14 protein-coding genes are annotated in these 14,347 nt (G+C 68.9%); all 14 read right to left on the bottom strand.

Annotation, left to right across the window (positions count from 1 at the left end; genetic code table 11):
* Window positions 1-34: 34 nt before the first annotated feature.
* The 14 genes from ACTJJM_RS11370 to ACTJJM_RS11305 are packed head-to-tail and all read right to left on the bottom strand — an operon-like array spanning window position 35 to window position 14,346.
* A complete protein-coding gene (locus ACTJJM_RS11370; protein ID WP_049413131.1) occupies window positions 35-1,273 on the bottom strand; it encodes a beta-ketoacyl-ACP synthase in 1,239 nt (412 codons plus the stop codon).
* Window positions 1,273-2,004: a 3-ketoacyl-ACP reductase FabG2 gene (locus ACTJJM_RS11365; RefSeq protein WP_029379816.1), complete on the bottom strand. Its 732-nt coding sequence runs from the start codon at window positions 2,002-2,004 to the stop codon at window positions 1,273-1,275. The genes ACTJJM_RS11370 and ACTJJM_RS11365 overlap by 1 nt, the downstream gene beginning before the upstream one ends.
* The gene (locus tag ACTJJM_RS11360) at window positions 2,001-2,456 is read right to left on the bottom strand and encodes an ApeP family dehydratase (RefSeq protein ID WP_010482310.1); all 456 of its coding nucleotides are present in this window, start codon (window positions 2,454-2,456) and stop codon (window positions 2,001-2,003) included. Before ACTJJM_RS11360 ends, ACTJJM_RS11365 begins: the two co-directional genes overlap by 4 nt.
* Window positions 2,453-3,637 carry a beta-ketoacyl-[acyl-carrier-protein] synthase family protein gene (locus tag ACTJJM_RS11355; protein WP_019336778.1) on the bottom strand — a complete coding sequence of 395 codons (1,185 nt, stop codon included), beginning with the start codon at window positions 3,635-3,637 and terminating at the stop codon, window positions 2,453-2,455. The genes ACTJJM_RS11360 and ACTJJM_RS11355 overlap by 4 nt, the downstream gene beginning before the upstream one ends.
* Window positions 3,634-4,191: a DUF3261 domain-containing protein gene (locus tag ACTJJM_RS11350; protein WP_312662968.1), complete on the bottom strand. Its 558-nt coding sequence runs from the start codon at window positions 4,189-4,191 to the stop codon at window positions 3,634-3,636. The genes ACTJJM_RS11355 and ACTJJM_RS11350 overlap by 4 nt, the downstream gene beginning before the upstream one ends.
* Window positions 4,179-5,429: an NAD(P)/FAD-dependent oxidoreductase gene (locus ACTJJM_RS11345; RefSeq protein WP_019336780.1), complete on the bottom strand. Its 1,251-nt coding sequence runs from the start codon at window positions 5,427-5,429 to the stop codon at window positions 4,179-4,181. The genes ACTJJM_RS11350 and ACTJJM_RS11345 overlap by 13 nt, the downstream gene beginning before the upstream one ends.
* A 53-nt stretch (window positions 5,430-5,482) precedes the next feature.
* The gene (locus tag ACTJJM_RS11340) at window positions 5,483-7,837 is read right to left on the bottom strand and encodes an MMPL family transporter (protein ID WP_423161915.1); all 2,355 of its coding nucleotides are present in this window, start codon (window positions 7,835-7,837) and stop codon (window positions 5,483-5,485) included.
* Window positions 7,830-8,459 carry a LolA family protein gene (locus tag ACTJJM_RS11335; RefSeq protein ID WP_019661709.1) on the bottom strand — a complete coding sequence of 210 codons (630 nt, stop codon included), beginning with the start codon at window positions 8,457-8,459 and terminating at the stop codon, window positions 7,830-7,832. The genes ACTJJM_RS11340 and ACTJJM_RS11335 overlap by 8 nt, the downstream gene beginning before the upstream one ends.
* On the bottom strand, window positions 8,456-8,881 hold the full coding sequence (locus tag ACTJJM_RS11330; protein WP_026347222.1) for an acyl-CoA thioesterase: 426 nt from the start codon (window positions 8,879-8,881) through the stop codon (window positions 8,456-8,458). The genes ACTJJM_RS11335 and ACTJJM_RS11330 overlap by 4 nt, the downstream gene beginning before the upstream one ends.
* A complete protein-coding gene (locus ACTJJM_RS11325) occupies window positions 8,874-10,424 on the bottom strand; it encodes an HAL/PAL/TAL family ammonia-lyase (RefSeq protein WP_440865520.1) in 1,551 nt (516 codons plus the stop codon). Before ACTJJM_RS11325 ends, ACTJJM_RS11330 begins: the two co-directional genes overlap by 8 nt.
* Complete coding sequence (locus ACTJJM_RS11320) at window positions 10,414-11,355, bottom strand: LpxL/LpxP family acyltransferase (protein WP_419965405.1); 942 nt, start codon at window positions 11,353-11,355, stop codon at window positions 10,414-10,416. Before ACTJJM_RS11320 ends, ACTJJM_RS11325 begins: the two co-directional genes overlap by 11 nt.
* Window position 11,356: 1 nt before the next feature.
* A complete protein-coding gene (locus tag ACTJJM_RS11315) occupies window positions 11,357-12,127 on the bottom strand; it encodes a glycosyltransferase family 2 protein (RefSeq protein WP_043399560.1) in 771 nt (256 codons plus the stop codon).
* Window positions 12,117-13,802, bottom strand: coding sequence for an AMP-binding protein (locus tag ACTJJM_RS11310; protein ID WP_440865518.1), 1,686 nt, complete (start codon window positions 13,800-13,802; stop codon window positions 12,117-12,119). Before ACTJJM_RS11310 ends, ACTJJM_RS11315 begins: the two co-directional genes overlap by 11 nt.
* Complete coding sequence (locus ACTJJM_RS11305; protein WP_010482325.1) at window positions 13,795-14,346, bottom strand: membrane protein; 552 nt, start codon at window positions 14,344-14,346, stop codon at window positions 13,795-13,797. Before ACTJJM_RS11305 ends, ACTJJM_RS11310 begins: the two co-directional genes overlap by 8 nt.
* Between the last annotated feature and the right edge of the window lies 1 nt (window position 14,347).

Raw genomic sequence — 14,347 nt, 5'->3', positions numbered from 1 at the left:
TAGGTTGCGGGAACAACGGCGGTGGGGCGGTGGATCACTCGCGCCAGCGGCGGAACACCAGCGAGGTGTTGATGCCGCCGAAGGCGAAGTTGTTGCTCATCACGTACTCGGCCTGCAGTTCGCGGCCTTGACCGGTGATGAAGTCGAGCTGGCCACAGCGCGGGTCGACCTCGGCCAGGTTCAGGGTCGGCGCGAACCAGCCAGCACGCATCATCTCGATGCTCATCCAGGCCTCGAACGCACCACAGGCGCCGAGCATGTGGCCGACATAGCTCTTCAGCGAGCTGATCGGCATGCGGCTGCCGAACACCTGCGCGGTGGCCTGGGTCTCGGCGATGTCGCCGTGATCGGTGGCGGTGCCGTGGGCGTTGACGTAGTCGATCTGCGCCGGCTCCAGGCCCGCATCCTCCAGCGCCAGGCGCATGGCCTGGGCCATGGTGTCGGCGCTGGGCTGGGTGACGTGCTGGCCGTCGCTGTTGGTGCCGTAGCCGACCACCTCGGCAAGAATGGTGGCACCGCGCGCCTGCGCGTGCTCCAGGTCTTCCAGGATCAGCGTACAGGCACCCTCGCCCAGCACCAGGCCATCACGGCCAGCATCGAACGGGCGCGGCGTGGTCTGCGGCGCATCGTTGCGCACGCTGGTGGCGAACAGGGTGTCGAATACCGCCGCAGCGGTGGCATCGAGCTGCTCGGCACCGCCGGCCACCATCACCGTCTGCTTGCCGCTGCGGATCGCTTCATAGGCCGCGCCCACGCCCTGGCTGCCCGAGGTGCAGGCGCTGGAGGTGGTGTAGACGCGCCCGGACAAACCGAAGAACACGCCGATGTTGACCGGCGCGGTGTGGCTCATCATCTTCAGGTAGGTGGTGGCACTGATGCCTTCGGTGGTGAATTCGTTGAGCATGCGCCCGAATTCGCCGGTGGCCTCATGGCTGCCCGAGGACGAGCCGTAGGCCACGCCGGTACGGCCGCTGCGCAGTACCGGATGCTCGTGCAGGCCGGCTTCGCGCAGCGCCACCTCGGTGGCGCGCACCGACATGACCGCGACCTTGCCCATCGAGCGGGTGGTCTTGCGGTTGTAGTTCGGCGGCAGCTCGAAGTCCTGCGCCGGCGCGGCCAGCTTGGTGTTCAGGCCGGCATAGACATCCCATTCGGGCATCGTGCGCACGGCATTGCGGCAGCTGCGCAGATGCGCTTCTATGGTGGGCCAGTCGTGGCCAAGCGGACTGATGGCCGCAGCACCGGTAACCACCACGCGACGATCGGCGCCCATCAGAGCATGCCCCCGTTCACCGAGATCACCTGGCGGGTGATGTAGCCGGCCGGCTCGGACAGCAGGAACGACACCGTCGCCGCCACTTCGTCGGGGCGGCCGACACGGCCAGCGGGAATCAGCTTGAGCGCGTGTTCGATCACTTCATCGTTGAGCATTTCGGTCTCGATCAGGCCCGGAGCCACGCAGTTGACGGTGATCTGGCGGCTGGCCAGTTCGAGCGCCAGGGCCTTGGTGGCACCGATGATGCCGGCCTTGGCGGCACTGTAGTTGACCTGGCCGCGGTTGCCGGCCAGTCCGGACACCGACGACAGGGTGACGATGCGGCCGGGCTTGCGCCGCCGCACCATCGGCATGATCAGCGGATGCAGCACGTTGTAGAAGCCATCCAGGTTGGTGTGGATGACCTGGTCCCAATCCTCGGCCGACAGTGCCGGGAAAGCACCATCACGGGCGATGCCGGCGTTGCAGACCACGCCGTAGTACGCGCCATGCGCCTCGACATCGGCCTCCAGCGCGGCGCGTGCGGCCTCGCGGTCAGCCACGTCGAACGCCAGCACGCGGGCCTGCTGGCCCAGTGCATGGATCTCGGCCACCACGGCCTGTGCCTCTTCCAGGCGGCTGCGGCAATGCACCACCACGTCGAAGCCATCACGCGCGATGCGCAGCGCGATGGCCCGGCCGATGCCCCGGCTGGCGCCGGTCACCAGCACGCTTCGATTCCCTGTCATGCCTGTCCACTCTCCAGATAGGCCATCGCGTCGGCCGGTTCGAACACCGACACGTTGGCTGTCGCCCATTCGTCCTCACCTGCCAGGATGCGGCAGGCGAACATCCCCAATCCATTGTCACCCAACAGCTCGCAGCGCGCCTGTACGCGCAGCCGCGAACCGGCGGGGAAGCTGCTGCGCGCGCTGCTGTAGCGGCGGCTGCCGAGCAGGAAGCCCAGCTGCGGCGGCTTGCCGGCCGCCCGCGCGCGGCAGCCGGCCCAGGCCGCGATGGCCTGCGCCATGTATTCGATGCCGACCCACGCCGGCACTTCGCCGTTCTCCACGAACAGGCCGGCCTCGGGCACCACCAGTTCGGCCTCGAGGGTGTCCTGGTCCCAATGCGTGATGCGCTGCAGCAGGCACATGTCCTGGCGGTGCGGCACCACCTCTTCGATTGCATACAGCGTGTTCATCGACGCTCCAGTGCCAGCACGGCGTTGCTGCCGCCGAAAGCGAACGAATTGCTCAGCACCCGTCGCGGCGGCTGCGCCAGGCGGGTGGCCGGTGCGACCAGCGGCAACACCGGCAGCGCTGGGTCGGCCACGCCGTCCCACCAGTGCGGCGGCAGCTGCTGCTGCGGGTTCTCGGCCAGCAGGATCCAGCACAGCGCGGCCTCGATCGCGCCCGAGGCACCCAGCGTGTGCCCGGTCAGCGGCTTGGTCGAACTGGCTGGCACGCTGTTGCCCAGCACCTGCGAGACCGCCAGGCTTTCCATCGCATCGTTGTGGCCGGTGGCGGTGCCATGCAGGTTCACGTAATCCACTTCGTCGGCGCCCCAGCCTGCGCGCAGCAGTGCCTGCTGCAGCGCGTCGATGGCACCCAGCCCCTGCGGGTCGGGAGCGGACATGTGGTGCGCGTCGGCCGATTCGCCCCACCCCGCCAGGCACACCGGGCCGGGCTCGCGGGTGAGCAGGAACAGCGCGGCGCCTTCGCCGATGTTGATGCCGGCGCGGTGCTGCGAGAACGGGTTGCAGCGTGCCGCCGACACCGATTCCAGCGCGCTGAAGCCAGCCACGGTGAAGCGGCACAGCGAATCGGCGCCACCGGCGATCACCGCATCGACGATGCCGGCGCGCAGCATGCGCGCGGCTGACATCAGTGCCTTGGCACTGGACGAACACGCCGTGGACAGGGTCCACGCCGGTCCCTGTGCGCCGCTGCGCTGGCGGACGAACTGCGCAGCGGTGCCCATTTCCTGCTGGGCGTAATCGAAGCCCTGCGGCCACTGGCCCTGTTCGGCGTGGCTGCGCAGGGCCTGCTCGGATTCACCGATGCCCGAGGTGCTGGTGCCCAGCACCACCGCCACGCGCTCGGCACCATGGCGGGCAATCGCCGCGGCCACCGCCGGTGCGATCTGCGCCAGCGCCACGTCCAGCAGGGCGTTGTTGCGCCCGCGCAGGGCCACCGGCAGGTCTTCCAGCGCCGGCAGCGGCGTGCGGACCTCTCCCAGCGCCAGGGTGCGCCCCGGCAGCAGGCTGTCGTTGTCGCTGAGCCCGCCCGGCACATCGGCGAACATCGCCGACGCGACCGCAGTGCGGCCATCGCCGAGCGCGCAGACCACGCCCAGGTCGTTCAGGTAGATCGGTGCACTCATCGGTCCTGTCCGGCCATATCGATCGATTCGATGCGCAGCGCATAGCCTTCGGCACGGTTGTCCAGCTGCACGCTGCCATCGTCCAGGCGCTGCAGCAGCAGCCACACCGTGCCATCGCGCGACAGGCTGCGCTGCTGGCCGTCGTCGCTGACCTGCCAGTCGGCCGGCAGCGCGGCGGCGATGGCCGCGGTCGGCCACAGCGCGAACTGCAGGTCATCCAGCACACGCTCGGCACGTACCTGCGGCGGCAGCCACGGCGCGCGCTGCTGGGTCAGCTGCTGGCCGTCCCACTGCAGGCGCACGCCGGTCTGGCCCATCGCCTGCACCGCCAGCTGCACCCGCTGCGCGTCGGCCTCCAGCAGCGCGTCGAGGTCGCGCTCATGGCTGCCGAAGCGGAAATGCAGCTGCTGCTGCAGCGCCAGCGGCGCCGGCAGGCTGGCCGGCGACAGGCGCAGCGGCGGCAGTTCCACCTGTGGCTTGGGCATGCGCCCGGCACAGGCGGCCAGCAGCAGGCACAGCAGCAGGGCCGCAGTACGGAAGATCAGGCGCTGCACAATTCCTCCAGCACGCGCATGCGACGGCCGCTTTCGTCGGCCACATACGGGTTGTTGGTGTCCCAGGCGTAGCCGGCCAGGATGGAGCTGATCATGTCGCGCACTTCGGGCTGCTGCTGCGGGTGGTAGATGATCTTCTGGAAGCCGCCTTCGTACCAGCTTTCGACGAAGCGGCGGAAGGTCTTCACGCCGGCGCGCAGCGGGATCGAGAATTCAGCTTCCCAGTCGACGGTTTCACCGGCATAGCGGCGCGCCAGGCATTCGCTGGCCAGCTGCGCGGACTTGAAGGCAATGGTCACACCGGACGAGAACACCGGGTCGAGGAACTCGCCGGCGTTGCCCAGCAGGGCATAGCCGGGCCCCCACAGCGAACTGACGTTGGCCGAGTAGCCGGTGATGCGGCGAACCGGCAGCACCGCCCATTCGGCGTTGGCCAGCAGGCGGGTCAGGTTGGGGTCCTCGCCGACGATGGCCTGCAGCTTCTGCAGGTCGTCACCCTCGTAGCGCTCGAAGAACGACGGCTCGGCGACCACGCCCAGCGAGCAGCAGCCGTTGGAAAACGGGATCGTCCAGTACCAGACGTCGACGTGCTCGGGGTGGGTGGTGATCAGGATCTTGTTGCGATCGAAGTCCGCTTCGGCCGGAATGTTGTCGCGCACGTGGCAGAAGATCGCGCCGCGCACCGGGAAGTTGGATGGCGATTCCAGCTGCAGCAGGCGCGGCAGCAGGCGTGCGAAGCCGGAGGCATCGAGGATGAAGTCGGCTTCGATGCGGTATTCGCTGCCATCCGGGCGGCGCACGTTCACCGTGGGCTGTTCACCGGGTTCGACCGACAGCACTTCATCACCGAAACGCAGCGTGGTGCCCATGCGCTCGGCACCGCGTGCCAGCACGTTGTCGAAGTCGGCGCGCTGCACCTGGTAGGTGGTGCCCCAGCCTGGCGAGAACTTCTTCCGGAAGTCGAAGGCGGTACGCGCTTCGCCGTGCACGAAAGCGGCGCCGTTCTTGTACTGGAAGCCGGCCTCGACCACATCCTGCAGCAGCCCGGCGGCTTCAATGTATTCCATGCTCTGGGGCAGCAGGCTTTCGCCGATGGAGAAGCGCGGGAACTGCTGACGCTCCAGCATCAGCACCTGGCGGCCCTGCTGGCGCAGCATCGCCGCAGCCACGGAGCCGGCCGGGCCGGCACCGATGATCAGGATCTCAGTACGTTCGACAGCATCCACAGCAGTATTCATCGGTGCGTCCTTGTTGCTCGATCAGGTGGAAAGAAGGAAGTCGGAAGACAGGTTCAGGCTGGCGGCAGCTCATGCGGCGGCGGCCGGAACAACGGCGAGATCAACCAGACCAGGCCGATGCCGAACAGCAGGGTCAGGCCGAACGCGCGCAGCGCCGGGGTCTGCGACAGGCCCAGCAGACCGAACGACAGCCAGGTACTGGCCGCACCCACGCACACCGCCAGCCAGGCGCTGGCATCGCCACGGTGCTCGATCAGGAAGATGCCGTAGTCGATGCCCATGCCCAGCAGCAGCATCAACGCCAGCACGTTGAACAGCTGCAGCGGCTGGCCGAACAGGCCCAGCAGGCCCAGGGTCAGCGCGCCGGCGATCAGGGTCGGGGCGAACACGCGCCAGGCCTGGCGGCGGTAGCGCAGCCACAGCGCACCGAACACCAGTGCAATGCCGACCAGCAGCAGCCCACCCATCAGCTTGCGATAGTGGCCGAGCAGCTGCGAGAAATCGGCGGTGCGGTCGACCCAGCGCACGCCCGGCAGGCCCTCGGCCGCGCCACGCAGGGTCGTCAGTGCATCGGCGCGTGACAGGTCATCGACCATCACCACGCTGATCATCTGCCCACCCACCGCACCCACCCAAAGATGGCGGAACGGCTGCGACGCCGGCGAAGCGAGGAAGGCCTCGGCGGTAAGCGGTGCAGCCGCGAACTGCGGTCGCTGCAGCGGTTCACCCACGGCCTCGGACACGGCCGACAGCACGCCGGGTTCCACCTTCGCGGTCAGCGCGGCATCGGCTTGCTGGCGCGCCGGCGACGGCAGCCAATCGCTGATCGCGCGATAGCCACCAATGCGCTTGTCGTTGGCCAGTACACGCAGGCGCTCGGTCAGTGCTTCCTCGCGCTGCAGCAGCTGCGCGGCATCCGCGCCCTGCACCAGGTAGAACTGCGCCGGGCTGGGCATGCCCAGCAGCTGGCTCAGGCGGATCTGCTGCGCCATCAACGCTGGCGGTGATGACTGCAGGCTGCGCAGGTCGTCGTTGCTCTGCAGGCGTGCGATGCCGATTGCAGACAGTGCCAGCGTGATCACCACGAACATCGTCACCGCGCGACGGCCATGCAGGCGCGGGAAGCGCTCCAGCGTGTTGCCCAGCCACTGCGAGAAGCGGGTCTGGCGGATCTCGCCACCATCCAGCCACGGGAACCAGAAGATCACCGTGAGGAACGCAGCGGCCAGGCCCACCACCGAGAACAGCGCCATCTGGCGCAGGCCCGGGAACGGCGCCAGGCCCAACGCGAGGTAGGCCAGCGCACTGGTCAGCAGGGCCAGCCACAGGCCCGGCAGCAGGTGGCGCAGCAGCTTCCAGCGGCGATCGGCCGGTTCGGCCTGGCGCGAGGCGAACCAGTGAATGCCGTAATCCTCGGCCACACCCACCAGCGACGCACCAAATACCAGGGTCAGCACGTGTACCTTGCCGAACACCAGCACGGTCACCGCCAGCGCCACGCCACAACCGATCAGCAGCGAGGCGGCGACCAGCAGGATCGGCCGCAGCGAGCGGAATGCCAGCCACACCAGCAGCAGCACCGCCGCCAGCGAACCCCACCCGATGGTGTTGATCTCCTGGTTGGCCTGCACTGCGGCGGCCTCGGCATGCAGCGGCACGCCGGCATGCAGGATTTCCAGCTCCGGCGCTGCGGTCTTGGCCGCCTTTCCGGCCCGCTCCAGCAGGCCATCAAGATGGCGCTCGCCATCGAGCTGGAACGCCGAACCCGGCGTATCGAACTGCAGCGCCGCCCAATGCTTGCCTTCTGCTTCCAGCAGGCCATCATCGCCCAACCGCAGGCCCGAACCCTGCGCCTGCTGCTGCCACCACTGCGGCCACAGCGACAGCGGGTCCTGTCGCCAGTCGGTCAGGCGCGGCGCGCCCATCGGGCCGTACAGTGCAGCCAGCGCCTGCTCGGCCAGTACCCCGGTTTCGCTGTTCTGCAGCTGGTTGCGCTGGCTGGGAGTCAGCAGGCGATCGCGGTACGGCGCGTAGAACGCGCGCGCTTCATCGAACCAGCCCTCGATGGACCCGCTGGGCACCAGCAACGCGCTGTCGGCATCGGCAGCCATCGCCGCGGCGAACGCCGCCTGCGCGCGCTTGGCGGCGGTGCCATCCTGGCTGCCGAGCAGCACCACCACCTGCCGCGAACTGCCATCGGCGATGCGCCGGGTGACATCGCTCAACAGGCGGTCATGTGCATCCTGCGGCAGCAGGGCGAGGATGTCGGTGTCGATCCGCGATTGCTGGCTCCACAGCTGCCACTGCTGTGCGCCCAGCGCCAGCAGCAACACCAGCCAGGCGATGCCCAGCCAGTGCCACCAGCGCCGCAGGCGGTCCGGTGCGTTCGATGCCACGGCCTCACTCAAAACGGCGGGCCTCGTCGGCGCTGAGCGTAGCCGGGGCCTCGCTCAACGCGCTGAACTGGATCTGCGTGCGGTCCTTGTTGGCCTCGACGATCTCGACCTGGCGCACGTAGCGGTCGCCCTGCAGGGTCAGCGACTCGAAGGCCTTGGCCAGCATCGCCGACTTCGGCGTCAGCCGCAGCCGCCAGCCCTGCCCTTCACGGCTGGCCGCCACGTTGAACTGGCCGGACAGCGCCTGCACGTCGCCACTCATCAGCGCGAACATGATCGCGTTCACCGAACGCATCGCCGGCTGCTGCCGTGCATCGAGCTCGACACGGGTGCTGCCATCGCGCTGGCGGCTGAGGATGCGGTCGGCGGTGACCACCACTTCGGAGGGGAACGGCTTGAGCGTGGTCCAGATCACGCCATGCTGGCGCGCGACCACGAACTGGCCCTGCGAGCGCAGCGGGTTCCTGAAGCCGCTGACCTGCTTTTCCTGGCTGAACTGGCCACGCAGCACGTCCGGCCGCGCCACCGCCTGGGTGATCGCATCAATGGCGGGGTCGGCCGCCTGCACCTGCGGTGCGGCAACGAAGATCAGCGCGCACAGCAGCGCGCTGGAAAGACGGACAAGGGTGTTCACGGTGCAGGCACTCCCAGGCGTTCCCACAGTACCGGCGGGCACTGGTACAGCATTTCCTTGCTGGCCGCGTCCACCGCGACCTGGATGGTCATCGCGCGGGTCAGCACCTGGCCGCTTTCCGCATCGAGGATTTCATACTCGATCTTCAGCCGGTTCTCCCATTCCACGATGCGCGCGACCACGCGCAGGGCCTGGTTGAACAGCAGCGGCCGCACGTACTTCACCCGCGCATCGACCACCGGCCACAGGTAGCCCGATTCGAGCATCTGTGGATAGTCGTAGCCGTAGCGCCCGAGCAGCGCGCAGCGCGCGATCTCGAAGTACTTGAAGTAGTTGCCATGCCAGACCACGTTCATCGGATCGCAGTCATGGAAGGCAGGGGTCAACGCGATTTCGCCAACCCGTTCGATGGCCTCATTCACCGGCGTACAGCTCCCAACGTTGCGCGCGGATCTCCACCAGCAGTTCCCGCAGTTCGCGATCCAGCGCGCGGTCTTCTTCGACCAGGGCGATGCGCTGCCCCAGGTCGGCGTACATGTCGGCCAGACTGCCATGCAGCTGCGCATTCAGGCCAACCCGTTCGCGCAGCGCCAGGCCCTGGCGGGCAGCGATCAGCATCGCGGCCACCACCTGCTCGGTCAGCTCGATCACCCGCAGGCAGTCGCGCGCGGCAATGGTGCCCATGCTGACCTTGTCCTGGTTGTGGCACTCGGTGGAGCGCGAGAACACGCTGGCCGGCATGGTCTGCTTCAGCGCTTCGGCGGTCCAGGCCGACACGCTGATCTGCAGCGCCTTCAGGCCATGGTTGATGGCCGCGCGCGGGCCGGTGGCCGCCGACAGGTTGGCCGGAAGGCCATGGTTGTAGCGGGCATCGACCACCAGCGCCAGCTGCCGGTCGAGCAGATCGGCAACGTTGGCCACGGTGTTCTTCAGGGTGTCCATCGCCAGCGCGATGTGGCCGCCGTAGAAGTGGCCGCCGTGCAGGATCCGCTCGCCATCGGCATCGATCAGCGGGTTGTCGTTGGCGCTGTTCAGCTCGGTTTCGATCAGCTGGCGCAGGAACGGCAGGCTGTCTTCCAGCACGCCGATGACGTGCGGCGCGCAGCGCAATGAGTAACGGTCCTGCAGGCGCTGTTCATTGCGCGGCGGGCGTTCGCTGTGCAGGTCGCTGCGCAGGCGCGCGGCGATGCGGCCCTGGCCCGGGTGCGGCTTGGCCGCGAACAGGGTTTCGTCGAAGTGGTGCGCGTTGCCGTCGCTGGCCAGCACGTTGAACGCGGTCAGGCGCGTGGCCATGCGGGCCAGGTAATCGGCGCGCTGCCAGGCCAGGCAGGCCAGGCCGGTCATCACCGCTGTGCCGTTCATGATCGCCAGGCCTTCCTTCGGCCGCAGTTTCAGCGGGGTCATGCCGATCTTCGCCAGCACCTCGGCCGCCGGCTGCACGCGGCGCTCGTGCAGCACCTCGCGTTCGCCGCACAGCACTGCCGCCACGTACGACAGCGGGGTCAGGTCGCCACTGGCACCGACCGAGCCTTCGGCCGGAATCATCGGCAGCACGTCGTGCTGCAGCAGCGTGGCCAGGCCTTCCAGCAGCGGCACGCTGACACCGGACATGCCGCGCACCAGCGACGCCAGGCGCGCAGCCAACACCGCACGGGTCTCGACCGGGTCCAGGTAACGACCCAGGCCACAACCATGGTAGGTGTAGAGGTGGTGCGGCAGCTCGGCCACCAGCGCCGGCGGGATGTTCACCGTGCACGAGTCGCCATAGCCGGTGGTCACACCGTAGATCACGCCGTCCTCGCGCAGCAGGCGGTCGAGGAAGTCGGCACCACGCTGGATGTGCGCACGGAATGCCGGCGCGTCGCTCAGTGCGGCCTCGCACTGGCGCTGGGCCAGGGCAACCACGTCTTCGATGGTCAACGGTGCATCGCCAAAGCGGCACACGGGTACGGCGTCAGTCGTCATGCGGAGCCTGATCCCAGAAGGGGAAGAAATTGAACCAGTCCAACGGGGACTGGATGAGCTGGAGTTCCAGCCAGCGCGCGAAGCGCTGTGCCTGTTCGGCCAGCGCGGCGTCGCGCGAGCCACGCGGCAGCACGATGCGTTCGGCGAACTGTTCGAATGCCACCCGATAGCCGTCGCCTTCGTGCAGGCAGGCCATGGTGTAGACCGGGCAGCCCAGCGCGGCGGCGAGCACGTAGGCGCCGATCGGGAACGGCGCCCGGTGGCCGAGAAAATCGGCGGTGACGCTGCGACCGCCCTGCACCGGCGTGCGGTCGCCGACGATGGCGACAAAGCCACCGGCGGCCACGCGCTCGGCCAGCATCACCGCCGTGGCCGGGCCCATCTCGGTGACCTGCACCAGTTCCACCGCCGCCAGCGGGTCCAAGCGCTGCAGCAGGCGGTTGAAGCGCTGCGCATGCGCGGTGTGCACCAGCACGGTGATGCGGAACCCCGGCACCTGTTCGGCCAGCACCTGGCACAGTTCCAGGCAGCCGATGTGCGCGGTAAGGATCAGCCCACCTTCGCGGCGCGCGATCTTCTCCAGCACCAGGTCACGATGCAGGTGGATGCGTTCGGCCGGATAGCGCCCGCCCAGGCCGAGGATCTTGTCCAGCATCGTGTCGGCGAAGGCGAAGAAATGGCGCAGGCTGTCACGCCGCGTTGGCGTGCGGCCGAGCACGCCGCTGTGCGCCTGCAGCCGCTGCAGGTACTGCATCGAGGCCTGGCGCCCTACACGGTTGCCCAGCCAATGGCAGGCCACCACTGGCCACACGCACAGGCGGAACGGCCAGCGCCCGAACCAGCGGTGCACCCAGCACAGGAACAGCACGCCGGCCACCGACGTCGATTCGCCGATGTCGGCCCAGTGCGGGGCACCCTGCGCGGTCGCCATCTCAGTGCTGCCCCCGCAGGCGGCGCCACAGCAGGCGTGGTGCGCGCCAGAGCATGCCGAAGAACAGGCGGGTATGCATGCGGCTGATGCGCACGTTGTCGCGCCACACATCGAAGTGCGACACGCCATCGGCGGGATAGGTCACGCGCGTGGCCAGGTGCTCGACCGGCAGCTGCCGCCAGTACAGGCGCACCATCACCTCGGTATCGAAATCCATGCGGCGGCCGATGGTCTCTTCATCGATCAGGCGCAGCACCGCCGGCAGCGGATACACGCGGAAGCCGCACATGGTGTCGCGCAGGTGCAGCGAAAGCGTGTTGATCCAGACCCAGATGTGGGTCGCGTAGCGCCCGTACAGGCGCGCCTTCGGAACACTGGCGTCGTAGGCCGGAATGCCGCAGATCACCGCCTCGGGATGGGCGCGCGCCGCTTCGATGAAGCGTGGCAGGTCAGCGGTGTCGTGCTGGCCATCGGCGTCGATCTGCAGCACGTGGCTGTAGCCACGTGCACCGGCTTCGGCGAAACCGGCCAGCATTGCCCCGCCCTTGCCCTGGTTGATGTCCAGGCGCAGCAGGTCGACGCCCTGGCGCTGTGCCAGCGAGCGCAGTGCATTCGCGCACGCCTCATGCGAGCCATCATCGACCAGCAGGCACGGCAGGCCGGCGGCCTGCACGCCGTCGACCACCGCCGCGATGGCGTGCTCGTGGTCGTAGACGGGGATCACCACCAGTGGCGCGAACGCGGCACTGGCAACGGCCGGATCAGTCCGCATCGGCGAAGACCACCTTGCCGCTGGCATGCACACCGTGGCTGGAGGTGTAGCGGAAGGCCAGCACGTTGCGTGCGGCATCCCAGTCCAGCTGCAGGGTCAGCTCATCGCCCGGGCGGGCCACATGCTGGAACTTCACCGCATCCATGCGCAGGAACGCTGCCGGCATCGCGAACATCTGGCGGCCAAAACGCACTGCCCAGTCCAGCTGCGCCACGCCGGGCAGGATCGCCGCCTGCGGGAAGTGGCCCTGGAACGGCCGCAGCGCCGGGTCGAGGGTCATGCGCAGGGTGGCGCTGGCGGCGTCGCGGCGGTCCCAGACCGGCACCGGCATCAGTGGCTGGAACAGCGCTGCCAGCGCCGCCTGGGTGACCTTGCCCTGTGCGTTGATCGGCAGCGTCGGCACCAGCCGCCAGCGGCGCGGCCGGGTGACCGCGTCATGTGCCTGTGCCAGGCGCGCGCCCAGGCGCTGGCCCAGCGCGCGGCGCGCGGCGTCACCGCCCTCCAGCAGCGCCAGGTCGGCCGGCACCACCACGGCCGCCAGCTGCTCGCGCTGGCCGGGCAGGACCAGCACGCGCACGTCGTCCACTTCGGCGTCTTCGCGCAGCGCGCGTTCGAGCGCATCCAGCGAAACGCGGCGCTCTTCGATCTTGACGATGCGGTCGGCACGGCCCAGCAGGCGGAAGCGGCCGTCGGCCAAGGCTTCCACGCGGTCCTGGGTGCGCCACCAGTCGAGGGTTTCCAGATGCGCCGAGGCGACGGCCAGGCAGCCATCCTCGATGCACCACTGCACGCCCGGCAGCGGCTGCCACGGCGGCAGGTCGGCGTCCCAGCGGCGCCAGGCGATACCACCGGTCTCGCTGCTGCCATAGACCTCGGTCGGTGCCACGCCCAGCCACTGCCGTACCTGGCGTGCAGCTTCTTCCGGCAGTGGGCCACCGGAGGAGAACACCGCACGCAGGCGGCCATGCAGGCTGGCCCAGTCGAGCTGCTCGGGCAGGCGCTTGAGGTGAGCCGGGGTCGCCACCAGCACCGTGTCGGTACCGGCCAGCGCGCCCACCAGGTCTTCATGGAAGAACCGGCGTGGATGGATCAGGCGGCCGGCGGCCAGTGGCCACAGCACGCGGAACAGCAGGCCGTAGATGTGCTGGTGGGACACCGTGCCATGTACCTGCACGCCTTCCAGCTGCGCGCCGAACGCGGCCTGCAGCGCATCCACCTCGCGCGCCAGCTGGTCCATGCGCTTGCTGATCGCGCTCGGCTGGCCGGTGCTGCCGGAGGTGAACACGCACAGTTCGCAGGCGCGCTCGTCCAGCGCCTGCAGTTCGTCGTCCAGCGCGGCGTCCAGCGCCGCCAGCGGGCGGTAATCGACGGACACGTCGCCTGCGAAACCGCTCACCTGCGGCTGCAGCGCCTGCAGCGTGGCCGGCAGGTTGTCGGCGGCCAGGAACACCCGCTTGCCGGCATGCCAGGCGCCGAACAGCGCCGCAGCAAAGGCCACGGCATCGTCGAAATACAGGGCCCAGTCACGGCCTTCGGCGGCCGCAAAGGCCGCGCGCCAGGCCAGCACGCGCTGGCGGAAGCGAGCGTGGTCGATCACCTCGCCATCGCAGACGCCAACATTGCGCTGCGGCCGCGCCTCCAGCAGCAGCCGGTCCAGGGCAATCCACTCAGCCATGCGCGTGCGCCGCCTTCACCCGCCGCCGCACCAGCCACTCACCTGCGAACAACACGCCCATCATCACGTACGCCAACAATCCGTTGTAGAGCATCCAGACCCGGTCCGACGCGTACAGCGCGGTCAGCAGGGCCAGGCTGCCGTTGAGAACGAAGAAGCCACACCACACCTGGGTGACGCGGCGGGTATAGGCCACTGCGAACGCTGGCAGGTCCGGTTCCTGCAGCCGTGCCAGGCGTTCCACCAGCGGCGGGCCGAAACGCAGGCTGGTGCCAAACACCGCCAGCATCACTGCATTGACCAGCGCCGGGTACAGCTTCAGCGGCAGGGCCTGGTTGAGTACCGTGGCCAGCACCGCCAGCAGGCCGGTGCCCGCGGCCGCGGCCCACCACAGCGGCTGGCGCGTACTCAGCGCGCGCAGCAGGGCCAGGGTGAACAGCAGCAGCGACAGCCAGCGTGGCTCGAAACGGCCCATCGCCAGGTACACCAGTACCGGGTAGGCCAGCGAGATCGCAGCCACCACGACCGTGCGTGCGCGTGCCATG

It is taken from the genome of Stenotrophomonas sp. 22692 (assembly GCF_052045015.1).
GTDB classification, from domain to species: Bacteria; Pseudomonadota; Gammaproteobacteria; order Xanthomonadales; family Xanthomonadaceae; genus Stenotrophomonas; species Stenotrophomonas geniculata.
Note: the sequence above shows the minus strand (reverse complement) of the source record. Positions and strands in the feature narration are given on the sequence as shown.

Excerpts from the sequence above, each read along its gene's own strand:
- ACTJJM_RS11370 (WP_049413131.1), bottom strand. The coding sequence starts at position 1,273 with ATGGGCGCCGATCGTCGCGTGGTGGTTACCGGTGCTGCGGCCATCAGT.
- ACTJJM_RS11365 (WP_029379816.1), bottom strand. The coding sequence starts at position 2,004 with ATGACAGGGAATCGAAGCGTGCTGGTGACCGGCGCCAGCCGGGGCATC.
- ACTJJM_RS11360 (WP_010482310.1), bottom strand. The coding sequence starts at position 2,456 with ATGAACACGCTGTATGCAATCGAAGAGGTGGTGCCGCACCGCCAGGAC.
- ACTJJM_RS11355 (WP_019336778.1), bottom strand. The coding sequence starts at position 3,637 with ATGAGTGCACCGATCTACCTGAACGACCTGGGCGTGGTCTGCGCGCTC.
- ACTJJM_RS11345 (WP_019336780.1), bottom strand. The coding sequence starts at position 5,429 with ATGAATACTGCTGTGGATGCTGTCGAACGTACTGAGATCCTGATCATC.
- ACTJJM_RS11325 (WP_440865520.1), bottom strand. The coding sequence starts at position 10,424 with ATGACGACTGACGCCGTACCCGTGTGCCGCTTTGGCGATGCACCGTTG.
- ACTJJM_RS11320 (WP_419965405.1), bottom strand. The coding sequence starts at position 11,355 with ATGGCGACCGCGCAGGGTGCCCCGCACTGGGCCGACATCGGCGAATCG.
- ACTJJM_RS11315 (WP_043399560.1), bottom strand. The coding sequence starts at position 12,127 with ATGCGGACTGATCCGGCCGTTGCCAGTGCCGCGTTCGCGCCACTGGTG.
- ACTJJM_RS11310 (WP_440865518.1), bottom strand. The coding sequence starts at position 13,802 with ATGGCTGAGTGGATTGCCCTGGACCGGCTGCTGCTGGAGGCGCGGCCG.
- ACTJJM_RS11305 (WP_010482325.1), bottom strand. The coding sequence starts at position 14,346 with ATGGCACGCGCACGCACGGTCGTGGTGGCTGCGATCTCGCTGGCCTAC.